Consider the following 21,611-nt stretch of genomic DNA (forward strand, 5'->3'; position numbering starts at 1 on the left):
GAGCGTGGGGCTGCAGCAGCTGCGCCAGGAGATCCTCGGCCCCGAGGCGTTCGACGAGGCGTTCCGCGAGTACGTCCGCCGCTGGGCCTACAAGCACCCGACCGCCGCCGACTTCTATCGCACGATGGAAGACGCCTCGGGTCGCCGCCTCGACTGGTTCTGGCGTGGCTGGTTCATCGAGAACGCGCGCTACGACCAGGCGATCGAGTCGGTGGTCACCCGGCCGAACGGCACCACGCAGATCACCTTCGGCAACCGCGCCCGCGGCGTGCTGCCGATCCGCGCGCGCTTCACCTTCAGCGACAACTCCACGCAGGACCTGGTCTACCCGGCCGAGGTGTGGAGCCTGAACAGCATGCGCTACCTGCGCAGCTTCACCTTCACCGGCAAGACGATTTCGAAGGTCGAGATCGATCCGGAAGGACGCCTGGTGGATTTTGACCGCACCAACAACGTGTGGACGGCGGCGAAGCCGTAACAGCGAACGGCGATTTGCGGTGAGGGGTGAGGAGTGAGGGGGGAACGACCCCCTGACCCCTCACCCCTCACCTTTTCCCGTTCACCCTTCGTTCGGCGGCCCCTGCACCGGCGGTGGTCCGATCGGCCGACCCTGTGCCGCGCGCGGGGTCATCTGCCCCCCGGCCCGGCCCCGGCCGCCCATCTGGCCGGCCATCGGGGCTCCGCCGACCGGAGCGGCGCCGATCGCGCCGCCGCGGCGGCCACCGGCACCCGGACCGCGACCCTGCCCGCGGCCCTGACCCTTCCCAGCCTTCCGCGCATGCATCGCCTGGAACTGTTCCGGCGTCAGGACCGCGCGCAGCGCGTCCTGGTGCTTCCGCTTGGCCGTGATCCGCTGGTCGTCCATCGCCCGCCGCGCGGCGCGCTGGTTGTCTTCGATGGCCCGCAGCTTGGTGCGCTGCTCGGCGGTCAGATCGGGGAGTTGGGCACGCGCCATCCCGCCACGGGGGGCGGCCGGCGGAGCAGGGGTCTGTGCCGCCATCGGGGTGGCGATCATGATGGCCGCGAGGGCCAAGTAGGGACGCATCGTCATAGGGTGCTCCGTGTCAGGCGGCTCTGCCGCGTTGGTGCATGGAGGACGCCCGGAGACTGGTGGCGTTAACGGGATCGCCACGCTCGGTTTGCAGTATCTTTCAGCATGCTACTCCCCCTGCTTGCCGCCCTGATGGTCACCGCACGGCCCGACTCCACCCGCTTCGCGCTGGCGCTCCGGGCGACCGTCGACGCCCCGGCGGTCAGCAGTCTGCGGTGGGGCACCCTGGGCGACGTCCGTGAGGGGCTCCGCGGCGCCTATGATCGCCACGGCTGGCGGCCGCTCTGGAGCAGTGGCGGGAACCTGACACCTGCGGCCAAGGCGGTCCTGCGCGAGCTGCGCGAGTCGCGTGATCGCGGGCTCGACCCCGACGACTACGACGCCACCTGGCTCGAGGCCGAAGCCGGCAACCTCGGAGGCCGCAGCGACTCGCTGCGCGCCGTCTGGGATCTGGCCCTCTCCGCCGCCACCGCGCGCTACGCCCTGGCGCTCGACCGCGGCCGCGTCGACCCGCGCGCGCTGCACGCCACCCTGCTGCTGGCCCGCGATCCGTTCGACATCCCCGGGACACTGGTCTCGCTCGCCGCCTCGCCGAATCCGGTCCCGGCACTCCGTGCGCTCGAGCCGCCGTTCTATCACTACCGCCGCCTGGTCTCGGTGCTGCAGACCTATCGGCTGCTCGCCGCCGACTCGTCGCTCGCGGCACTGCCGGATATTCCTCGCGGCCTGCGGCCCGGTGCCGCCTACCCCGGTGCCCCGAAGCTCCGCCGCCTGCTCACGCTGCTCGGCGATCTCACCGACAGCAGCGCCGTGAACCGCGCAGTCGACGGCGACACCCTCTACGACGACGCGCTCGCCAAGGCGATCAAGCACTTCCAGCGGCGGCAGGGCTTCGGTCCCGATGGCATCATCGGGGACTCGACCCGCCTGCGTCTGACGCGGACCTTCGCCTCGCAGGTGCGCCAGATCGAGCTCACGCTGGAGCGGTGGCGCTGGTTGCCGCGCGTCTTCTCTGCGCCGCCGATCATCGTGAACATCCCCGGCTTCCGCCTCTACGCGCTCCGCGGTCCGACCGATGCCGAGTCGGAAATGCTGACGATGGATGTGGTGGTGGGGAACGCGGTGAAGCACGACACGCCGTTGCTCGCGGTCGACCTCGTCGCGGTGCAGTTCCAGCCGCCGTGGAACGTGCCGACGTCGATTCAGCGCGAGGAGATCCGCCCCAAGGCGATCGCCGACTCCGGCTACCTCGCGAAGGAACAGTACGAACTGCTCGTCGGCGGCAAGGTCGTGGTGCCGACCGACTCGCTCATCCGGAAGATCGGCTACGGCGTCGCGGTCCGGCAGAAGCCCGGCACGCTGAATTCGCTTGGGCGCGTCAAGTTCGTGATGCCGAACAGCTCCGACATCTACCTGCACGACACGCCGGCTCGTGCGCTCTTCGCGCGGGTGCGTCGCGACTTCTCGCACGGCTGCATCCGCGTGTCGCTGCCGGCAACCCTTGCCGCTTTCCTGCTGCGCGACCAACCGAAGTGGCCGAGCGCCACGGTCGACTCCGCGATGGCAGGCGACTCCACCAAGCAGGTTCGCCTGACGAGTCGCATCCCCGTCTTCCTGGTGTACCAGACGGTGGAGGTGCGCGAGTCAGGCGAAGCGTTCTTCTATCGTGACATCTATGGCCACGACCGCGCGCTCGATCGTGCGCTGCGGAAGGGCTATCCCTACGTGAAGGAACCGACCGGGCTCAGCCTGTCGACCGCCCCCCGTATCCCGCCGTCAGGTCCACCACGTCCGTGAAACCCATCCGCTCCAGCACCGACGCGCCGATCGCCGAGCGCGCGCCGGCCTGACAGTGGATGGCAAGCGGCGTCGTGCGGTCCAGCGCGTCGAGCGTCGTCGTCACCGTGCCGAGCGGATGCAGCTCGGCGCCGTCAAGATGGCCGGCGTTCCACTCATTCGGCTCGCGCAGGTCGATCACCAGGCGCCCGGCCGCCTGCATCGTCTCGGCGGCGTTGATGTCGCCCTTGGTGATCGTCGCGCGTGACCCCACCAGCGCATCGAGGTCGAAGGCGCCGACGACACGGTCGAGGCCGATCGACGCGAGCGCTCGCTGCGCGTCGGACGCGGTAGCCGTGTCGGGGGCGATCAACGCGATGTCCTGATCGTACCGCAACAGCCAGCCCGACCAGGTGGTGAACGACTTGCCGAGCGGGATGTTCAGCGTGCCGGCGGCATGCTGCGCGGCGTATGCGGCCGCCGGGCGGAGGTCGACCACGACGCCATCGGCGATCCGTTGCGCGAGCGCACTGGCAGCGAGTGCCGCAGGCGCGCCACGCACGCCGAGCAGCGGCGCGCCCTCGCGGTTGATCCGCTTCATGGTGCCGAAGTAGGTCGGCGGCGACGGCTGCCCCTCGAGCACCGAGGCGACGAACGCCGCTTCGTCGTGAATGCCGAACGCCCAATTGGTCCGCCGTTCGTAGCCCAGCGTGCTCGTGGGCATCGCGCCGAGCGCCTTGCCGCAGGCAGAGCCGGCGCCATGGCCCGGCCAGATCTGCAGGTGATCGGGGAGTGACGCGGTGCGCTGCAGCGACCGGAAGAGGTCGCGCCCACCGGCCTCCATCGTCCCCACCACATGCGCGGCGCGCTCGAGCAGGTCGGGGCGGCCGACGTCTCCGACGAAGAGGAAGTCGCCCGACACCATCGCCACCGGGTCCTCGCTGCGCGCGGTGTCGGTCACGATGAAGACCAGGTGCTCCGGCGTGTGGCCGGGCGTGTGCCAGACATCGAGGCGCACGCCGCCCATCACGATCCGGTCGTTGTCGTGCAGCAGCGTCGCCCCGGCTTCGGCGGCGTACCCGTACTGCCAATCCTTCCCCCCTTCGGCGGAGAGGAGGAGGTGGGCGCCGCTCTGCGACGCGAGCTCGCGGGCGCCCGAGACGAAGTCGGCGTGAATGTGCGTCTCCGTGACGCGGGTGATGCGCACCCCTTCCTGCGCCGCGGCTTCGAGGTATTGGGCCACATCGCGCGCGGGATCGATCACGATCGCCTCGCCGGTGCGCTGGCAGCCGATCAGGTACGACGCCTGGGCGAGACGGTCATCATAGAAACGACGGACGAGCATCGAACGACTCCTGGCAAGACGACGTCAATGGCGCAGTTCACTCACCATGAGGAACGTGGCGAGCAGCAGCAGAAGTATGGCGAAGGCACGGGTCAGGGTGCGAGCGGCGATGTGCGGGGCGAGCCGGGTTCCGGCCACCATGCCGACCAGGCCGGCGGCTGTCACCGCTGCGGTGAGCGGCAGGTCGAGGCTCACCTGGCCGATCCACCCCGCGCCGGCCGAGGCGGTGTTGAGGGCGATCACCGCCAGGGACGTCGCCGTCGCCGCGGCCATCGGCAGCCCCAGGACGCCGCTCAGCGCAGGAACGATGAGGAAGCCACCACCCACCCCCACCAGCCCCGTCAGGACCCCCACCGCCGCCGCTGCGGCCACGATGCGGGGCAGCGAGGCGCTGGCGGTGCTGGTGGTCGGCTGGGCGCCGCCTCCCATCCGGTTGGCGCGCCGCCACATCGCCGTCGCCGCAGCGAGCATCGTCGCCGCGAAGAGGATCATGCGGGGAGTGTCGGCGATCCCGGTGCCGAGCCGGGCCGCGAGGAACGAGGAGGTCATCGCGACCGCCGCGAAGCCCGCCACGGTCCGGAGCTGCAGCTGCCCGGCGCGCCAGCGGCTGAACGCCCCCACCGCCGCGGTGATCCCCACCACCGGGAGCGACATCGGGACCGCCACGCCGGGGGCGATCCCCAGCAGGTGGACCAGAACGGGTACGGCGAGGATCGATCCGCCGCCGCCGAGGAGTCCCAGCGCCAGGCCGACCGCGACGAATCCGAGCAAGCCGATGAACTGCAGGAGTAACCTCGGGGCGGGGTAGGTGGGTCCCTCAGAGGCGGGTACGCTACCCCGCGCCCCGGGGGGAGGCAAGACCGCCACCAGGTTGACGATCGGGCAGGACGGGTCGTCCTTTCAGGGATGGCCAATCCCCCCCCTGATGGCAGCCGGACGCTCCTCGAGGAGCTGCAGCAATCGCGGCCGTTTCGTTCGCCCGGACAGGAGGCGATTCTCGGCATTGCCCGGACGGCCTCCCTGATCAACCGCTTCACCACCGCGCTCCTCGCGCCGGAGGGGATCTCCGGCTCACAGTACAACGTGCTCCGCATCCTCCGCGGCGCCGGCGAGGCGGGGCTGCCGACGCTCGCGATCCGCGACCGGATGGTCGACCCCGCGGCCGCAATCACCCGGCTGGTCGAGAAGCTCTACGACGCCGGCCTGGTGGCTCGGGACCGCGGCGACGGCGATCGGCGCCAGGTCGTCTGCCGGATCAACGACGCCGGCCTCGCGCTGCTGGCCCGTCTGGACCCTGCGGTGGCCGAGGCGGAGGAAACCATCGCCGGGGCCTGCTCGGAGGCGGAATTGCGCCAGCTGAACGCCCTGCTGACGACGATCCGGAGGAGCCTCGGCTGATCGGCTTGGGGGGCTTTTTCTGGTCTGCCCAATATGTGTTATTGACAACATATCGCTAGTCAACTATAGTTCCGGTCGTCGCTCCTGACTGTCGATTCATTCGTTCCCGTGAGGGCTGCCATGTTCCGCTCGCTGATGCGCACCACCAACGACATCGTCCCGTTCATTGCCCGGATCACCCTGGCGCTCTTCATCCTGCCGCACGGCCTGCAGAAGTCGGCCGGTCTCTTCGGCGGCTACGGCATCGCCGGGACGGTGGGCTTCATGGAGTCGGTCGGCGTCCCGACGGCGCTCGCCTACGTCGCCATTGCGGTGGAATCAATTGGCGGGATCGCGTTGCTGTTCGGCGTCTTCGGTCGGCTGGCCGCCGCCGCCCTCGGCGTGCAGATGATCACGGCCGCCCTGATGATGCACCGTGCCTCGTTCTTCGTCGGGCAGCAGGGCGGCGGCTTCGAGCTGCATCTGCTGGCCGTCGGCCTCGCGCTGATCGTGCTGCTGAAGGGGAGCGGGCGGTGGAGCGTGGATGGCGCTACGGGGGGAGGAGGAAAAAAGAAGAAGGGAAAGAAGAAAGGGGGGGGGGGGGGGGGGGGGCGCGGCGGGCCCCGCCCCGCGGGGGCGGGGCGGCCCCCTTCGCCAGCGCCTCGTTCAACACCTTCGCCAATCTGACGCTCGCCCGCAGTACGCGATCCTCGAGGATCACGCGCACCTTGGCGAGGTAGCTCGGATCGACGTCCAGGGAGGTCGGCAGGAAGGGGTAGGCCACATCGCGCGCCACGTCGTGGGATTCCATGGCCCAGTCCACGATCGAGCCGCGGGTGAGGGTCGCGAGATCGCCGCGCTGGTCGAGGGTGCGGCCGATCTCGACGACAAACCGCTCCTCCGGGACCCCGGTCGCCACCAACAGGCCGGTGTCCCAGATCGAGTGCAGCGTCCACGGCTTGCCGGCCCAGGTCAGCTTCACGTCGTTGCCGCCGCGGTCGCCGCGATCGCCGACATGCAGCGGCTGATGCATGTCGCCCATCAGGTGCACCACCCACTTCAGTGCCTCGGCCCGTTCGCTGCGCGGCTTGGAGCGATCGCGCAGGATGGCGATCTCCTTCTCCAGCATGGCGATCACGCAGGCGCCGTCCGGGCAGACCGTCTTCGGCCGATAGACCGAGTCCCAGATCGGGATGTTGACGTAGTGCCATGGGCCGGTTTCGGGCCGCGAGGGGCGAATGCTGTCGGCCCAGGAGGCGACCGAGGCGAGCGTTTCACCCGGAATCAGGTCCCGCACGGCAAGGCGCGCGGCCGGCGTCAGCCGCGCCGCGGCCACCCGAGCGATGATCCGGTGCCCGAGCTGGCCCCAGAAGGCGTCGTCGTGGTCGGCGCGGGCCGGGGTGGCCGCACCCAACAGCAGCATGATGGCAAGGACGCAACGACGCATCGAACGCACTCCGGCGAGGGGTCAGGCGGCGCCTCGACGGCGACGCTGACAGATTCTAGTCGATTCGCGGGGTCGGCGTGTGCAGGGTCTCCCGACCGTGACGTCCACCCCTTCCCCTGATCCGGAGTCACCGCCCGTGCGTCTTTCGATGCTGCCGTTCCTCGTGCTGCTGGCCACCACGCCCCTGGCCGCGCAGGACAACATCACGCCGAACGGCTCCCGCATCACGACGCCCGGGGTCACACGCGCCTCGGCGACGGTGGACTCCGTCTTCGTCGAGAAGCGCAGTACCCAGGGGCGCGTCGATGTCGGCGACTTCACCGCCTACCTGCTCGCCCGCCTCGGCGTCCCGCCATTCTCCGATTCCCTCGCCTTCCTGGTCACCTCCGACAGCAGCCGCATCCGCATTCGCGGCCGCCTGATGGATTTCCCTCCCGAAGCGCGCGCCGAGCTCGGACCGATCTTCTCCTTCGTCGATTCGACGTCGTCGTTCATGGCGGAGCTCTCGATGCCGCAGCGTGACAACGGCGTGATGCGCTTCCGCCTCGAGCGGCTGCTGGTGCGCGACATCGCGCTGCCGGAATTCCTCTTCCTGCCGGCGCTCGCCGAGTACGCGCGCCGCTATCCGGTGCTCACCGCCGGCGGGCGTGAATTCCTGGTGGCGATGCCGGCGGAGGCGAGGGTGGGGATCGGGGCGAATGTGCTGGAGCTGGTGATGCCGAAGAAGAAGTCTTGAGTCGTTGGTCGTTAGGGGTGGATGGCGTCATCCCGAACGAAGTGAGGGACCTGCGTGCCGGCTGATACGCAGATCCCTCGCTCTGCTCGGGATGACACCCTAACGCCTAACGACTAACGACTAACGACTATCTTCCCCCCATGCACGACCCCTGGGCCGCCCTCCGGCTGCCGGACTTCCGCCGCTTCCTGACGGCCCATTTCACCACGACGCTCGGGATTCAGATCCAGGGCGTCGTTGTCGCGTGGCAGATGTACCTCGACACCCACGATCCGCTGGCGCTCGGATTGATCGGGCTGGCCGAGGCGCTCCCCAACATTGCGACGGCACTCTTTGCGGGGCACGTCGCCGACCGGATGGATCGGCGCAAGCTGGCGTTGCTCGCGACGAGCACGCTGTTGGCGTGTTCGCTGTCGCTGGCGATGCTGGCCGGGCTCAGCGGGGCGGCGGCGGAGCATCGAGTCCTCGGTGCGTACCTGGTGATCGCGGTGAGTGGTGTTGCGCGCGCCTTCCTGCAGCCGGCGCGGACGGCGCTCGCCGCGGCGATGGTGACGCGCGAGGTGCAGGCCAACGCCGTGACGTGGCGCAGCACCACGTGGCAGCTCGGTGCCGTGGTGGGTCCGGCGCTCGGCGGGATCCTCAATGTCTGGCTCGGTGCGCAGGGGAGCTATCTGGTCGACGCGTCGCTGATCGTGGTCGCGCTGGTGGCGCTGTTCGCGATCCGGTTCCGCGGGGCACCGCCCGTTGCCGAGGTGGCCGAACCGATCCGCGAGTCACTCGCCGCGGGAATCCGCTTCCTGCGCGGGCAGCAGGTGCTCCTCGGTGCGATGACGCTCGATCTCTTCTCGGTGCTCTTCGGTGGGGCGGTGGCGCTGCTGCCGATCTTCGCGGCCGACATCCTGCACGTCGGCGCCTGGGGGCTTGGCGTGTTGCGCGCGGCGCCGGCGGTCGGCGCGGTCGCGATGTCGCTGGTGCTGGCCTGGCGGCCACCGATGCCGCGCGCGGGGCGGGCGCTGCTCTTCGCCGTGGCGTGGTTCGGCCTCTTCACGATCGGCTTCGGACTGGCGCGCACCCTCTGGTTGTCGACCCTCTTCCTGGTGCTCACCGGCGCCGCCGACATGGTCTCGGTCGTGGTTCGGTCCACGCTGCTGCAGTTGCTCGTTCCCAATCACCTGATGGGACGGGTCACCAGCGTGAATCAGATCTTTGTCGGCTCGAGCAACGAGATCGGCTCCTTCGAGTCCGGCCTCGCGGCGCGGCTGATCGGCGCCGTCCCCGCCGTCCTGCTCGGCGGCGGCGTCACCTTGGCGGTCGTGGGCGGGACGTGGCGGTGGGCGCCGAAGCTGAGAGCGGTGGGGAGGCTGGACGAGGTGGGGAGGTGATGGATGATGGATGATGGATGGTGGAGGATCCATCATCTATCATCCATCATCTATCATCCATCATCCCTTGACTCGCTTCCAGTCCATCCACACCAAGATGCTATGCAGCGTGATCGTCACCGCCGAGACCGCGCACCAGGGGCAGAAGGTCTTGAGGACGATGAACTCGCCGTACTTGAGGCGCAGCGTGAAGAGGAAGGCGGGGTAGACCATCAGCGCCAGCAGCTTCGTGGTCCGGGGGTCGCGGATCCACTTCGGCTGCACCCCGATCATCGCCGTGATGAAGACCATGGTGTAGCCGACCGCCCCGATCAGGGCGACGTCAACCCCGAAGAGGTAGCCGTAGGGCGAGAATTGGGCGATCTCGCAGCCGTGATTGGCGGTGCAGGCCAGTTGGCCGGCGAGGCCGATCTTCCAGAGATGGAGGTACGTGGCGACCACCCCGGAGACGAGGGCGGTCAGGGCAATCCAGTGGCGCGGCGTCAGGCCGTCATCGTCGGGGGCGGACATGGCCGGAGTCTAGCGACGGGGCCGCCCGGACGGAACGGTGGGGATGGTATCTTTGCCCCCCTATGGCTGACCTGACCCCCGAGGCGTTGGCGGCATTGATCGCCCGCCGACGCACCTTCGCGATCATTTCGCACCCCGACGCCGGCAAGACGACGCTGACGGAGAAGCTCCTCCTGTACGGCGGTGCGATCCACCTCGCGGGGTCGGTCAAGGCGCGCCGCGCCGCACGTCATGCCACGTCGGACTGGATGGCGCTCGAACAGCAGCGCGGCATCTCGGTGACCTCGAGCGTGATGCAGTTCGAATACCTTGGCTATCAGGTCAACCTGCTCGACACCCCCGGTCACGCCGACTTCTCCGAGGACACTTACCGCACGCTGGTCGCGGCCGACTCGGCGGTGATGCTGCTCGACAATCGTCGCGGCGTCGAGGAACGGACCCGGCAGCTCTTTGAAGTCTGCAAGATGCGCCGGATGCCGATCTTCTCCTTCGTCAACAAGTGCGACCGCCCCGGAGGCGATCCGCTCCAGCTCATCGGCGACGTCGAGACGGACCTCGGGATCGACATCCATCCCGTGACCTGGCCGGTGAACACGGCGAGCGGCTTCGTCGGCGTGGCCGATCGCCGCCGGCGCGAGGTGCTGCTCTTCGATCGCGGCGGCGACCACGGCGCGGCGATGGTCGAGACGCGCCGCATTCCGCTCGGCGACGGCACGCTGGCCGACGCGATCGGCAGCGAGGCCGTGGCCACCCTGCAGAACGAACTCGACCTGCTCGAGGCCGCGGGCCATCCGTGGGACGAGGAGGCGATCCGCAACGGCACGCTCTCGCCGATGTTCTTCGGCTCGGCGCTCACCAACTTCGGCGTCGAACCGTTCCTGCACGACTTCCTGGCCGTGGCGCCGGGGCCGTTGCCGCGCCCGATCGACGGGGGCGGTGAGGTCCAGCCGACCGACCCGGAGTTCACCGGCTTCGTCTTCAAGATCCAGGCGAACATGGATCCGAAGCATCGCGATCGGATCGCCTTCGTGCGCGTCTGCTCCGGCCGCTTCGAGGCGGGGATGACCGTCACGCTCGCGCGCACCAAGAAGACGCTCCGGCTGGCGCAGCCGCAGCAGTTTCTCGCCCGCGAACGCACCGAGATCGAGGAGGCCTTCCCGGGCGACGTGATCGGCATCCTCGATCGCGGCAACCTGCGCGTCTCCGATTCGCTCTCGCTCAAGGGCGACATCGCCTTCAGCGGCATTCCGCGCTTCGCCCCGCAGCACTTCGCCCGCGTGGTGATCGCCGATCCGCTCCGCCGCAAGCATCTCGACACCGGGCTCCGGCAGCTCGGCGAGGAAGGAGCGGTCCAGGTGTTCTACCAGGAATCCATTGCCGGACCGGTGCCGATCGTCGGCGCCGTCGGCATGCTGCAGTTCGACGTGCTGATCTTCCGCCTGCTCAACGAATACGGCGCGCCGTGCCGGCTCGAGCCGCTCCCCTTCCGCCATGCCCGCTGGGTCCGCGGCCCCGAGGAGACGATCGAGCAGATGGTCGAGGGACGCGCCCGCATGCGGCTCTTCGATGCCAAGGGACAGTCGATCATCCTCTTCGAGGACGAATGGGCGCTGCGGCACACGATGAACAAGGGGGAGGGGTTGGAGTTCCTGGAGGCGGCGCCGTAGGAGTCATTAGTCATTGGTCGTTAGTCGTTAGACTCTCAATTACCGTCATCCCGAGCAGCGCGAGGGATCTGCGTGGCAGCCAGCACGCAGGTCCCTCACTTCGTTCGGGATGACAGTGTTCACACCCTAACGACCAACGACTAACGACTAACGACTAACGACTCAACTGCTACAACTCACCACCACCTCCCCCATCCCCTCCGCCGGCCCCACCGCGTATCGCTCCATCCCGGGATGCTCGTCGTACGGCGACCGGAGCAAGGTCATCACCCGTTGGAGCGGCGCCGTGTCGCGCGCCTCCGCGGCCTCGATCACTTCCTGCGCGATCCAGTTCCGCAACACGTACTTCGGATTGACGGCGGCCATCGCGGTGCGGCGATGGGCAGCGGGCACGGTCTCGTCGGCGACGCGGGCCAGCCACCGCTCCAGCCACGGATCGAGCAGCGCCGGCGCGGCGACTGCGTCGGCGAGTGCGACGAGCGTCTCAGGACGGCTCGCGTCGACCGCCGAGAGGAGGCGGAAGGTGCTGGTATAGTCCGCACCGGCGCGGTGCATGAGCGTGAAGAGATCGCTGGCGAGCTCGCCGTCGCCGTCGAGTCGGCGTGCCAGGCCGATCTTGGCGCGGACCAGCGTGTCCATCGTGGCCTCGAAGGTGGCCCGATACGATTCGAGCGCGGCGAGCGCCGGCTCCTGCGCCACCAGCGGAAAGAGCGCCTCGCCGAGGCGCGCGCAATTCCAGAGACCGATGCGCGGCTGCTGGTCGAAGGCGTACCGCCCGCTCGGGTCGGAGTGGTTGCAGATGAAGCCGGGGTCGTAGCGCTCCAGCCAGCCGTAGGGACCGTAGTCGAGCGTCAGGCCGAGGATCGACATGTTGTCGGTGTTCATCACGCCGTGCGCGAAGCCCACCGCGGTCCACTGCGCCATCAGCCGCGCCGTCCGGTCCACGATCTCGCGGTACCACGCGGCGTAGCGCTGCTGGACAGGCAAGGCGAGGCACTCGGGGAAATGGTGCTCGATCACATGGTCGGCGAGGAGCCGCACCTCGTCGGTCTGCTTCCGCGATGCGAAGAGCTGGAAGGAGCCGAAGCGCACGTGCGAAGGTGCCACGCGTACGAGGACGGCCGCGGTCTCCGCGCGTTCGCGGTACACCGGGGCATCGCTGCCGGCGATCGCGAGGGCGCGGGTGGTCGGCACGCCGAGGCCATGCATCGCCTCGCCCGCGAGGTACTCGCGGATCGTGGAGCGGAGCACCGCGCGGCCGTCACCCATCCGCGAGAAGCGCGTCATCCCGGCGCCCTTCAACTGCACGTCCCAGTGTTGATGGTTGCCGCTGGCGACCTCGCCGAGGAGGATGGCGCGGCCGTCGCCGAGTTGCGGCACCCAGACGCCGAACTGATGGCCGGCATAGATCGCCGCGACCGGGTCGGTGCCCGGCAGGGTCAGGTTGCCCGCGACCCAGGCGAGGAAGTCGGGATCGTCGGCGGCGGCGGGGTCCAGATCGAGCAGGGCGGCGACGTCGGGATTGAAGGCGACCAGCCAGGGGTCGGGGAGCGGCGTCGGCCCCACCCGCTCGCCGAAGGCGTCGGGGAGGGAGGCGAAGCGATTGTCCCAGGTCAGCGCGTGCAGGGGGCGAAGCATGGGTGAAAACTAGGCGCGTTGGGGAGTCGGCGTTCCACTCATGCAACGTTGCGACTTGAAACTACCGGACCGCTGACTACGTTCCTTCTCTATCGCTCCGGATCTCCCGGGGCCGCTCAGGCAGGAGGTTGTGCATGACACCGAAAGACTGGATCAAGATCGTGGCCGGGATGCTCGGGATCTTCCTCGTCGGGATGATCGTCGTCTCGGGCGTCAACGCCGGCAAGCGCAAGGTCGGCGAGATCGCGAACACCTCCTCGACGCTGACCATTCCGATGCTCGGCGCGCCGTTCCGGATCAACGACCTGAAGCTCGGATCGCTGCAGCGGTTGCAGGTCCAGCGCAGCGCGCCGGACCGGATCGAGGGCTTCGAGCTGACGATCACGCTGAATGACAGCGTCGACGTCGAGCGGTTCGCCAACTGCGAGCTGACGGTCACCGATGCCAAGCAGATCGACAACAAGATGCACTTCGCCTGCCTCACCGAGGCGGACAGCGGCTTTGCCGATCTGGTCCAGTTCGGCACCATCACCTTCAAGCCGTCGGGCCAGCGCCATCGCCTGATGCTCCCGAGCTCCGTCGCGGAGGACCTGCGGAACGGCACCGATGGTCAGGCGAACGACACGGTCTCCCGTCGGGACAGCGCCGGCAACGTCAACATCAAGATCAACGGCGAGCAGGTCGTTGATATCCAGGGCAGCGACTCCGGCGGGCGGATCCAGATTCGGGACCCGAAGACCGGCAAGCTGATCGTCGACATCCAGGGCGGCGAGAACGGCGGGACGGTCAAGATCGACGGCAAGACCACCGCCAAGGCGACGTCCACCGGGCACTGATTCTCCCACAGCCCGCCGATGGTGTTATGCTCCCGGCCGGAATCCCGGCCGGGAGCGCTTTGTGTGCCCGGCGCGGCCGTTTGCCTTCTTCGTGTGATAGGGTGTCATGACGCTGCTTTCCGCCTCCAGTCTCGCCGTCATCTTCGGCGCGGACACGCTCTTCCAGGACATCACCTTCACCGTGATGGAAGGGGACCGCTGGGGCATCATCGGCCGGAACGGGAGCGGCAAGACCACCCTGATGGACATCGTCACCGGCAAGCGCGCGCCGGACCGCGGCAGCATGGCGCGGATCAGCGGGCTCCGGGTCGCGGTGATGGACCAGTACCGCGACCTGGGCGGCGAGAAGACGGTGTGGGATGCCGCGGCACTTGGCTTCAAGGAGCTCTTCGCGCTGGAGCGCGATCTCGCCGTGCAGGCCGACGCCCTCGGCACCGCCGGCGACGCGCTGACGCAGGCCCAGCTCGACAAGTATTCCCACGACCTCGAGCGCTTCGAGCGCGAGGGAGGCTACGCCGCGGCCGCTCGCGTCGATGCCGTGCTCGCCGGCCTCGGCTTCGACCCCGAGGTGTCCCGCACGCGTGACGTCGCCTCGCTCTCGGGGGGTGAGCGCGGTCGCCTGGCGCTCGCGGGACAGCTCGCCGCCCCGGCCGACCTGCTGATCCTCGACGAACCGACCAACCACCTCGACATCGCCACGGCGCGCTGGCTCGAGGAGTACCTGAAGAGCATCGACGAGGCGGTCCTGCTGATCTCCCACGACCGTGCCTTCCTCGATGCGGTGGTCGATCACGTGCTGCATCTCGAGGCGAAGAGCGCGTCGGTGTACGAGTGCGGCTACTCGGAATTCATCGAGCAGCGTGCCGAGCGCCGCAGCGCGGCGATGCGCGCCTTCCGGAAGCAGGACTCGAAGATCGCCGCCGAGGAGGACTTCATCCGGCGCAACATCGCCGGCGGCAACTCGTCGCAGGCCAAGGGGCGGCGCAAGCGGCTGGAGCGGGTGCCGCGGCTGACGCCGCCGCCGGGCGAGGAAGGGGCGATGTCGGTCTCGTTCACCGCTGGTGATCGTGGCGGCGATCAGGTGCTGGCCGCGGAGAAGCTCGAGGTGGCCGTGGAAGGCCGCACGCTGCTGCGGCCGTGGTCGGGCATTCTCCGGCGTGGCGACCGCGTCGGACTGGTGGGTCCGAACGGCGCCGGGAAGTCGACGCTGCTCAAGACGCTGCTTGGTGAACGGCCGGCCGAGGGCGGCGCCGTGCGCATCATGCCGGCGACGCGCGTGGCGTACTATCGCCAGGACCTCGGTGACGTCGACCCGCAGAAGTCGCTCTACGACCTGATCGCCGATCGGCGGGCGATGTGGACGCGCGGCCAGATCCAGGGGCACCTGGGCCGCTTCGATTTCTCGGGCGACAGCGTGTTGCGTCGGGCCGGGTCGCTCTCGGGTGGCGAGCGGGCGCGCGTGGCCCTCGCGTTGATGATGCTGGCCGATGCCAACCTGCTGGTCTTCGACGAGCCGACCAACCACCTCGACGTCGAATCGATCGAGGCGCTCGAAGACGCCATTTCGGGCTATGACGGCTCGGTACTGCTGGTCTCCCACGACCGCGCGCTGCTGCAGCAGCTGGCGACGCGCATCTGGGCGTTCGAGGACGGGATGCTGTATGACTATCCCGGTCGCTTCGACGAGTGGGAGGCCGATGCCGGCTCGCGCCGCACGGCGCGGCTCGCCGCCGAGGCCGAGACGAAGCGTCGGGCGGCCGCCCGACACAGTGCCCCGCCGCCGAAGGATGCCTCGGCGGAGGAGGCCAAGCGGCGGCGCGCGCGGGAGCGGGCGGTCGAGGAGGCCGAGGCGCTGGTGGCGAAGCACGAGGGGGAGCTGGCTGCCCTCGAGGCCTCCCTGGGCGACCCGGCGCTGTACGGCGGCACCGACCGGGGGGGGATCAGCACCCTGACGGCGGCGAGGGACGCCGAGCGTCGGAAGCTGGACGAGGCGATGTCGGCGTGGGAAGCGGCGATTGCGGCACTCGATCGCCCCTGAAAGAGGCCACTCCATCGTTTGATCGGGGTTTCCCAATTCCGACTGTTTTACTTGGTGGCAGGCTGAATCCCGACCCGTTACACTGCAATCGTTCCTTGGAGTTATCCAGGTGCGAGGCAGGGATCAATCACGAGGTCGGGAGGCGCGGGTATGAGTGCAGCTGTGTCGGGTGCAGGATCGGGAGCGGTGCTGGACGAATTCACGTACGATGATGCCATCGTCCGCAAATTTCTCGTTGCCTGCTTCGTCTGGGGCCTGATCGGAATGATCGTGGGGCTGCTGATCGCCCTGCAGCTCGCCGATCCCGCTTTCAATCTCGGACTGCCGATCACGTCGTTCGGCCGGCTCCGCCCTCTCCACACCAACGCGGTGATCTTCGCCTTCGCCGGCAACGCGTTCTTCTGCGGCTGCTACTACTCGTCGCAACGATTGCTGAAGACGCGGATGTTCTCCGACGCCCTCAGCAATTTTCATTTCTGGGGCTGGCAGGCGATCATCGTCGCGGCCGCGATCACGCTGCCGCTCGGGATGACCCAGGCCAAGGAGTACGCCGAACTCGAATGGCCGATCGACATCGCGATCGCCGTGGTGTGGGTGGCCTTCGCGGTGAACTTCGTCGGGACGATGGTCAAGCGGCGCGAACGGCACCTCTACGTGGCGATCTGGTTCTACGTCGCCTCGATCGTGACCGTCGCGGTGCTGCACATCTTCAACAACCTCTCGGTTCCGGCTGGCGCCTTCAAGAGCTACTCGATCTACGCCGGCGTGCAGGACGCCTTCATGCAGTGGTGGTACGGCCACAACGCCGTCGCCTTCTTCCTGACGACGCCGTTCCTCGGGCTGATGTACTACTTCATGCCGAAGGCGGCGGGGGGGCCGGTGTTCTCGTACCGGCTGTCGATCCTGCACTTCTGGTCGCTGGTCTTCCTCTACATCTGGGCCGGGCCGCACCACCTCCACTACACGGCGTTGCCGGAGTGGGCGTCGACCCTCGGGATGATCTTCTCGGTGATGCTCTGGGCGCCGAGCTGGGGCGGCATGATCAACGGCCTGCTCACGCTGCGCGGCGGCTGGCACAAGGTCGTGGATGACCCGATCCTCAAGTTCTTCGTCGTCGGCATCACGGCGTACGGCATGTCGACGTTCGAGGGCCCGATGCTCTCGATCAAGAGCGTCAACGCCCTGGCCCACTACACCGACTGGATCATCGCCCACGTCCACACCGGCGCCCTCGGCTGGAACGGCTTCCTCACCTTCGGCATGGTCTACTGGCTGCTGCCGCGCCTCTTCCAGGCGCCGCTGCACTCGAAGAAGCTGGCGGGGCTCCACTTCTGGATCGCGACCTTCGGCATCATCCTGTACGTCGTGGCGATCTACAGCGCCGGCGTGACGCAGGGGCTGATGTGGCGTGCCTTCGACGAGACCGGTCGCCTGATGTATCCGGACTTCGTCGAGACGGTCGCCAAGCTGATGCCGATGTACTGGGTGCGCGTCGTGGGCGGGTCGCTCTACATCGTCGGCATGCTGCTCTTCGGCTGGAACATCCTGATGACGTGGCGCGCACGGCCGACGACCTACGAGGTTCCGGTGATCCGGGCCGCGCCGCTCGCGAAGGCGTACGTGCCGGAGCCGACGCACGTGCCGGCGGGTGAGGGCGTGATCGGCCGGATCCGCGCGATGCGCTACCACCGCCGGTGGGAGCGGATGCCGGTCTTCTTCACGGTGCTGGTCGTGCTGGCGGTCGTGGTCGCGTCGCTCTTCGAAATCCTGCCGACCTTCCTGATCAAGGCGAACGTGCCGACGATCGCGTCGGTGAAGCCGTACACGCCGCTCGAGCTCTACGGGCGCGACATGTACATTCGCGAAGGCTGCTTCAACTGCCATTCGCAGCAGATCCGCCCGCTCCGCTACGAGACGGAGCGGTATGGCGAATATTCCAAGCCGGGCGAGTCGGTGTACGAGCATCCGTTCCTCTGGGGCTCGCGCCGCATCGGGCCGGATCTGGCGCGCGAGGGCGGGAAGTATCCCAACCTCTGGCACGTGCGGCACTTCGCCAACCCGCGCGAGCTGGCGGCGAAGTCGATCATGCCGGCCTATGCCCACTTCGCGACCAACACGATCGACTGGGACGTGATTCCCAAGCGCGTCGATGCGATGGCGATGCTCGGCGTGCCGTACGGCGATGCGATCAACAACGCCGTGCCGATGGCGAAGGCGCAGGCCGCCGAGCTGGCCGCCGAGGTCGAGCGGTCGGGTGGACCGGCCGGACTGGCCGATCGCGAGGTGATCGCGATCGTCGCCTACATGCAGCGCCTCGGCCGTGACATCAAGTCGGCACCGGCTGTCGCCGCCGCGGGACGGGCGCCATGAGCCTCACCGACCTGATGAGCAACGCGGGGCTCTCGAGCTACGCCGAGGTGGCCCTGGTCCTCTTTCTGGCCTCCTTCCTCGGCATCGCCTGGTGGGTCTTCCGCCCCTCGGCGCGCCTCCGCTGGCAGGCGGCCGCCCGGCTTCCCCTCGACGACGCGCCGACGACGCCGTCCAGTCCTTCCGCAGGAGCGTCCCATGAGTGACCAGGATCGCCTGATCGAGCACAGCTACGACGGGATTCAGGAGTACGACAATCCGATGCCGGCCTGGTGGGTGACCACCTTCTGGCTGACGATCATCTACGCGGTGTTGTACTACTTCAATGTCTTCGGCATTGGTGAAGGGAAGGGGCGGCAGGCCGAGTATCAGGCGGCGATGGCGACGGCGGCCGCCGAGCATCCGGTGGTGGCGTCGACGGTGACGCCCGAACAGTTGCTGGCGATGGCCGCCGACCCGAAGAGCGTCGAGGAAGGGAAGGAAGTCTTCACCAAGAACTGTGTGGCCTGTCACGCGGCGGACGGCGGCGGCCTGATCGGGCCGAACCTCACGGACGACTCGTGGATTCATGGTGGCACGATCGACAAGATCCACACCACCATCGTTGACGGTGTCCTCGCGAAGGGGATGCCGGCCTGGGGCCAGATGCTCAAGCCCGAGGACGTGGAGCACGTGACCAGCTATGTCTGGTCCCTGCACGGCACCACGCCCGCCAAACCGAAAGTTGCAGAAGGAGTCGTGGAACCCCGATGACCGCCCCGGCCGCGAGTGGCCGTGTCTTGCCGACGTTGAACGAGGACGGATCGCGCAACTGGATCCGTCCGAAGCCTGCCGCTGGCGCGTGGTTCACGCGTCGGCGGATCGTGGCGTATGTCCTGATGGTCGTCTTCATCGGGATCCCGCACGTCCGCATCCACGGACTGCCGGCGATCCTGCTGGACGTGCCGCGTCGCCAGTTCACGATCCTCGGTACCACCTTCCTGCCGACCGACACGCTGCTGCTCATGCTGCTGCTCGGCTCGGTGGTGATCGCCATCTTCCTCTTCTCGGCGCTCTTCGGCCGCGTCTGGTGCGGCTGGGCCTGTCCGCAGACCGTCTACCTCGAGTTCCTCTACCGGCCCATCGAGCGCCTCTTCGAGGGCGGCCGGAGCGGCTCGCTCCAGCTCGACCGGAAGCGGTCCCACTTCCATCCGCGTCGCCTCGCCAAGTACGCGGTCTACCTGGCCCTCTCGCTCCTGCTGGCGCACACCTTCCTCGCCTACTTCGTTGGCGTCGAGGCGCTCGAGCGGTGGGTGCGACTCTCACCCGCGCAGCACCCGACGCCCTTCATCGTGATGGCGTTCACGACCGCGATGATCTTCACCGACTTCACCTGGTTCCGGGAGCAGACCTGCCTGATCGCCTGCCCCTACGGCCGCTGGCAGTCGGTGTTGCTGGACAAGCAGTCGGTGATCGTCGCCTACGATTATGTGCGTGGGGAACCGCGGGGCCACGCCAAGCCGCGTCCCGCCGACGCCGGCGACTGCATCGACTGCGGGGCCTGTGTCACCACCTGCCCGACCGGGATCGACATCCGCAACGGACTGCAGATGGAATGCGTCCACTGCACCCAGTGCATCGATGCCTGCGACGCCATCATGACGCAGGTCGGCAAGCCGAAGGGGCTGATCCGCTACAGTTCGCAGGATGCCCTCGCCGGCCAGCCGAAGCACATGCTGCGCACGCGCGTGGTGCTCTATCCGCTGGCGCTGACGCTCTTCTTCGGTGGCTTCCTCTACTCGCTGGGCACCCGTCCGGCGGCCGACATCACCGTGTTGCGCAGTCAGGCCGAACCGTTCCGCGTCGAGCCCGATGGTCGGGTGGCCAACCAGGTGCGTGTGCGGGTCGGCAACCGGAGCCGAACGGAACAGGTGTACACCATCACCGTGCTCGGCGCCGACGCCGGCGAAGTGATCGCCCCGGAAAGCCCGCTGACGGTCAAGGCCAACGACCTGCGGACCACGTCGCTCTTCATCCTGCTGCCCCGGAGTGCCTTCGTGAACGGCAAGCATGACGTGACGATCCGGATCACCGCGGGCGCGGGCTTCACCAGGGACACGCCGTTCAACCTCCTCGGCCCGGTCGCGGCCGCCGGCAGTACGCCATGAAGTCGCCCTTCTCGAAGGAACGGATCTGGCCGACGATGATCACCGCGGCGTTGCTCGGCAACGTTGTCCTGGGCGTGGTGCTGGTGCGTCTGGCCGGCGGCGATCGACACTTCGCGGTGGAATCGAACTACTACCAGAAGGCGATCGGCTGGGATTCCACGATGGCCCAGGATGGCCGCAACGCTGCGCTGGGCTGGGTGGTATCGCCCAGCCTCGGCGCGGTACGCGCGGGCGGCCGTGACACCCTCGTGGTCACCCTGCACACCGCCGCAGGCGAGCCGGTGATTGGCGCCGCCGTGACGCTGGAGGCGATGCCGATCGCGTATGCCGGCGAGGTCGCGCGCGCCACGCTCATGGCCACCGGCGAGCCGGGCGAGTATGCCACGGCTGGCCTGATCAACCGCGCCGGGCTCTGGGAGTTGCGTCTCGCCGCCGTGCGCGGCACCGATCGCTTCACCGAGAACCTGCGGCTCGATGCCTCGACCACCGCCGTGGCCACGGTGGTGACCGCGCGGCCCGGGGACGCGCCGAAGTGACCTTCGCCCTCGCGGTGCTGGTGGCATCGCTGCTCGGCAGCGTCCATTGTGCCGCGATGTGCGGGGCGTTCACCTGTCTCTATGCCCCGGCGGGCAGCACGTGGCGCGAGAGCCGCAACGCGCACGCAGCGTACAACGTCGGTCGGCTGGCGGCCTACCTCCTCCTCGGCACCGTCGCCGGACTGCTCGGCGCCGGCCTCGAACGGGCTGGCACGCTCGCCGGGGTGCAGCACGTCGCCGCAATCGCCACCGCGGTGCTGCTCGTGGTGTGGGGCGCCCATGCCCTGTTGATCGCCAGCGGGGCGTCGGTGAAGCCGGTGCGGCCGCCGGCGGCGTGGCAGCGAGCGATGGGAAGTGTCCTCCACCGACTGATGGACCGCCCGCCGGTGGTGCGAGCGGCGGCTACCGGGCTCTTCACCACGCTGCTGCCGTGTGGCTGGCTCTACGCGTTCGTGGTGACGGCCGCCGGCACCGGCACGCCGTGGCAGGGTGCCACCCTGATGGCGGTTTTCTGGCTCGGGACGCTGCCGATGATGCTTGCCGTCGGCGTGGGCCTGCAACAGCTCGCCGGGACGTGGCGTGCACGCCTGCCGATGGCGAGTGCCGCCACCATCCTGCTCCTCGGCATGCTCTCACTGGCCTCGCATCTCGATCTCGTCCCCGCAGCGCACTGGTTGCACCGGGTGATGCCCTCGGTGCCGGTGGCTGCTGCCGCGCCGACCGCGTCGGCCGCACCTCCTGTGCACCACCACTGACCG

The 21,611-nt window shown here is 68.6% G+C and carries 20 protein-coding genes; 15 read left to right on the plus strand and 5 right to left on the minus strand.

What is annotated here, in order from left to right:
- On the plus strand, positions 1-478 hold a 478-nt coding region (locus IPP98_09285), incomplete at its 5' end, for a M1 family peptidase (GenBank protein MBL0179301.1).
- Between the two features lie 81 nt (positions 479-559).
- Here IPP98_09285 and IPP98_09290 read toward each other — a convergent pair.
- The gene (locus tag IPP98_09290; protein ID MBL0179302.1) at positions 560-1,051 is read right to left on the minus strand and encodes a hypothetical protein; all 492 of its coding nucleotides are present in this window, start codon (positions 1,049-1,051) and stop codon (positions 560-562) included.
- Between the two features lie 105 nt (positions 1,052-1,156).
- On the opposite strand from IPP98_09290, the gene IPP98_09295 reads away from it, so the two are divergent.
- Complete coding sequence (locus tag IPP98_09295; GenBank protein MBL0179303.1) at positions 1,157-2,848, plus strand: L,D-transpeptidase family protein; 1,692 nt, start codon at positions 1,157-1,159, stop codon at positions 2,846-2,848.
- Here IPP98_09295 and IPP98_09300 read toward each other — a convergent pair.
- Together IPP98_09300 and IPP98_09305 are read right to left on the minus strand one after the other, a co-directional pair.
- Positions 2,796-4,172 (minus strand): MBL fold metallo-hydrolase, encoded by a 1,377-nt coding sequence (locus tag IPP98_09300; GenBank protein MBL0179304.1) that lies wholly within the window; start codon positions 4,170-4,172, stop codon positions 2,796-2,798. The genes IPP98_09295 and IPP98_09300 overlap by 53 nt on opposite strands.
- A 24-nt stretch (positions 4,173-4,196) precedes the next feature.
- Positions 4,197-4,943 (minus strand): sulfite exporter TauE/SafE family protein, encoded by a 747-nt coding sequence (locus tag IPP98_09305; protein ID MBL0179305.1) that lies wholly within the window; start codon positions 4,941-4,943, stop codon positions 4,197-4,199.
- Between the two features lie 135 nt (positions 4,944-5,078).
- Here IPP98_09305 and IPP98_09310 point away from each other — a divergent pair, with 135 nt between their 5' ends.
- The 4 genes from IPP98_09310 (at position 5,079) to IPP98_09325 (ending at position 9,114) form a co-directional block, all read left to right on the plus strand.
- Positions 5,079-5,570, plus strand: a complete 492-nt coding sequence (locus IPP98_09310; protein MBL0179306.1) for a MarR family transcriptional regulator — start codon at positions 5,079-5,081, stop codon at positions 5,568-5,570.
- Between the two features lie 120 nt (positions 5,571-5,690).
- The gene (locus tag IPP98_09315; GenBank protein MBL0179307.1) at positions 5,691-6,236 is read left to right on the plus strand and encodes a DoxX family protein; all 546 of its coding nucleotides are present in this window, start codon (positions 5,691-5,693) and stop codon (positions 6,234-6,236) included.
- 896 nt (positions 6,237-7,132) lie between these two features.
- Positions 7,133-7,732 carry a hypothetical protein gene (locus IPP98_09320; GenBank protein MBL0179308.1) on the plus strand — a complete coding sequence of 200 codons (600 nt, stop codon included), beginning with the start codon at positions 7,133-7,135 and terminating at the stop codon, positions 7,730-7,732.
- Between the two features lie 140 nt (positions 7,733-7,872).
- Positions 7,873-9,114, plus strand: a complete 1,242-nt coding sequence (locus IPP98_09325; GenBank protein ID MBL0179309.1) for an MFS transporter — start codon at positions 7,873-7,875, stop codon at positions 9,112-9,114.
- A gap of 60 nt (positions 9,115-9,174) precedes the next feature.
- Here the strand turns inward: IPP98_09325 and IPP98_09330 are convergent, their stop codons facing one another.
- Positions 9,175-9,624 carry a vitamin K epoxide reductase family protein gene (locus tag IPP98_09330; protein ID MBL0179310.1) on the minus strand — a complete coding sequence of 150 codons (450 nt, stop codon included), beginning with the start codon at positions 9,622-9,624 and terminating at the stop codon, positions 9,175-9,177.
- A 62-nt stretch (positions 9,625-9,686) separates the two neighbouring features.
- On the opposite strand from IPP98_09330, the gene IPP98_09335 reads away from it, so the two are divergent.
- Positions 9,687-11,291 carry a peptide chain release factor 3 gene (locus IPP98_09335; protein MBL0179311.1) on the plus strand — a complete coding sequence of 535 codons (1,605 nt, stop codon included), beginning with the start codon at positions 9,687-9,689 and terminating at the stop codon, positions 11,289-11,291.
- Positions 11,292-11,453: 162 nt separating this feature from the next.
- Here the strand turns inward: IPP98_09335 and IPP98_09340 are convergent, their stop codons facing one another.
- The gene (locus IPP98_09340; protein ID MBL0179312.1) at positions 11,454-12,929 is read right to left on the minus strand and encodes a YdiU family protein; all 1,476 of its coding nucleotides are present in this window, start codon (positions 12,927-12,929) and stop codon (positions 11,454-11,456) included.
- 134 nt (positions 12,930-13,063) lie between these two features.
- On the opposite strand from IPP98_09340, the gene IPP98_09345 reads away from it, so the two are divergent.
- The 8 genes from IPP98_09345 to IPP98_09380 all read left to right on the plus strand — a co-directional run bounded on the left by IPP98_09345 (position 13,064) and on the right by IPP98_09380 (position 21,608).
- Positions 13,064-13,765: a hypothetical protein gene (locus IPP98_09345; GenBank protein MBL0179313.1), complete on the plus strand. Its 702-nt coding sequence runs from the start codon at positions 13,064-13,066 to the stop codon at positions 13,763-13,765.
- Positions 13,766-13,871: 106 nt separating this feature from the next.
- Positions 13,872-15,803 (plus strand): ABC-F family ATP-binding cassette domain-containing protein, encoded by a 1,932-nt coding sequence (locus IPP98_09350; GenBank protein ID MBL0179314.1) that lies wholly within the window; start codon positions 13,872-13,874, stop codon positions 15,801-15,803.
- 150 nt (positions 15,804-15,953) lie between these two features.
- The gene (ccoN, locus tag IPP98_09355; protein MBL0179315.1) at positions 15,954-18,173 is read left to right on the plus strand and encodes a cytochrome-c oxidase, cbb3-type subunit I; all 2,220 of its coding nucleotides are present in this window, start codon (positions 15,954-15,956) and stop codon (positions 18,171-18,173) included.
- Positions 18,170-18,376 (plus strand): cbb3-type cytochrome c oxidase subunit 3, encoded by a 207-nt coding sequence (locus tag IPP98_09360; GenBank protein MBL0179316.1) that lies wholly within the window; start codon positions 18,170-18,172, stop codon positions 18,374-18,376. The genes ccoN and IPP98_09360 overlap by 4 nt, the downstream gene beginning before the upstream one ends.
- Positions 18,369-18,923: a c-type cytochrome gene (locus IPP98_09365; protein ID MBL0179317.1), complete on the plus strand. Its 555-nt coding sequence runs from the start codon at positions 18,369-18,371 to the stop codon at positions 18,921-18,923. The genes IPP98_09360 and IPP98_09365 overlap by 8 nt, the downstream gene beginning before the upstream one ends.
- Positions 18,920-20,317: a cytochrome c oxidase accessory protein CcoG gene (gene ccoG, locus IPP98_09370; GenBank protein MBL0179318.1), complete on the plus strand. Its 1,398-nt coding sequence runs from the start codon at positions 18,920-18,922 to the stop codon at positions 20,315-20,317. Before IPP98_09365 ends, ccoG begins: the two co-directional genes overlap by 4 nt.
- Entirely contained in the window at positions 20,314-20,853 is a 540-nt protein-coding gene (locus tag IPP98_09375; GenBank protein MBL0179319.1) for a FixH family protein, read from the plus strand. The genes ccoG and IPP98_09375 overlap by 4 nt, the downstream gene beginning before the upstream one ends.
- On the plus strand, positions 20,850-21,608 hold the full coding sequence (locus IPP98_09380) for a sulfite exporter TauE/SafE family protein (GenBank protein ID MBL0179320.1): 759 nt from the start codon (positions 20,850-20,852) through the stop codon (positions 21,606-21,608). Before IPP98_09375 ends, IPP98_09380 begins: the two co-directional genes overlap by 4 nt.
- The last annotated feature ends 3 nt before the right edge of the window (positions 21,609-21,611 follow it).

The sequence above is a fragment of the Gemmatimonadota bacterium genome (assembly GCA_016720805.1).
GTDB lineage: Bacteria > Gemmatimonadota > Gemmatimonadetes > Gemmatimonadales > GWC2-71-9 > Palsa-1233.

Excerpts from the sequence above, each read along its gene's own strand:
- IPP98_09345 (MBL0179313.1), top strand. The coding sequence starts at position 13,064 with ATGACACCGAAAGACTGGATCAAGATCGTGGCCGGGATGCTCGGGATC.
- IPP98_09290 (MBL0179302.1), bottom strand. The coding sequence starts at position 1,051 with ATGACGATGCGTCCCTACTTGGCCCTCGCGGCCATCATGATCGCCACC.
- ccoG (MBL0179318.1), top strand. The coding sequence starts at position 18,920 with ATGACCGCCCCGGCCGCGAGTGGCCGTGTCTTGCCGACGTTGAACGAG.
- IPP98_09360 (MBL0179316.1), top strand. The coding sequence starts at position 18,170 with ATGAGCCTCACCGACCTGATGAGCAACGCGGGGCTCTCGAGCTACGCC.
- IPP98_09330 (MBL0179310.1), bottom strand. The coding sequence starts at position 9,624 with ATGTCCGCCCCCGACGATGACGGCCTGACGCCGCGCCACTGGATTGCC.
- IPP98_09335 (MBL0179311.1), top strand. The coding sequence starts at position 9,687 with ATGGCTGACCTGACCCCCGAGGCGTTGGCGGCATTGATCGCCCGCCGA.
- IPP98_09310 (MBL0179306.1), top strand. The coding sequence starts at position 5,079 with ATGGCCAATCCCCCCCCTGATGGCAGCCGGACGCTCCTCGAGGAGCTG.
- IPP98_09375 (MBL0179319.1), top strand. The coding sequence starts at position 20,314 with ATGAAGTCGCCCTTCTCGAAGGAACGGATCTGGCCGACGATGATCACC.
- IPP98_09300 (MBL0179304.1), bottom strand. The coding sequence starts at position 4,172 with ATGCTCGTCCGTCGTTTCTATGATGACCGTCTCGCCCAGGCGTCGTAC.
- IPP98_09350 (MBL0179314.1), top strand. The coding sequence starts at position 13,872 with ATGACGCTGCTTTCCGCCTCCAGTCTCGCCGTCATCTTCGGCGCGGAC.
- IPP98_09325 (MBL0179309.1), top strand. The coding sequence starts at position 7,873 with ATGCACGACCCCTGGGCCGCCCTCCGGCTGCCGGACTTCCGCCGCTTC.
- IPP98_09315 (MBL0179307.1), top strand. The coding sequence starts at position 5,691 with ATGTTCCGCTCGCTGATGCGCACCACCAACGACATCGTCCCGTTCATT.
- IPP98_09340 (MBL0179312.1), bottom strand. The coding sequence starts at position 12,929 with ATGCTTCGCCCCCTGCACGCGCTGACCTGGGACAATCGCTTCGCCTCC.
- IPP98_09295 (MBL0179303.1), top strand. The coding sequence starts at position 1,157 with ATGCTACTCCCCCTGCTTGCCGCCCTGATGGTCACCGCACGGCCCGAC.
- ccoN (MBL0179315.1), top strand. The coding sequence starts at position 15,954 with ATGAGTGCAGCTGTGTCGGGTGCAGGATCGGGAGCGGTGCTGGACGAA.
- IPP98_09365 (MBL0179317.1), top strand. The coding sequence starts at position 18,369 with ATGAGTGACCAGGATCGCCTGATCGAGCACAGCTACGACGGGATTCAG.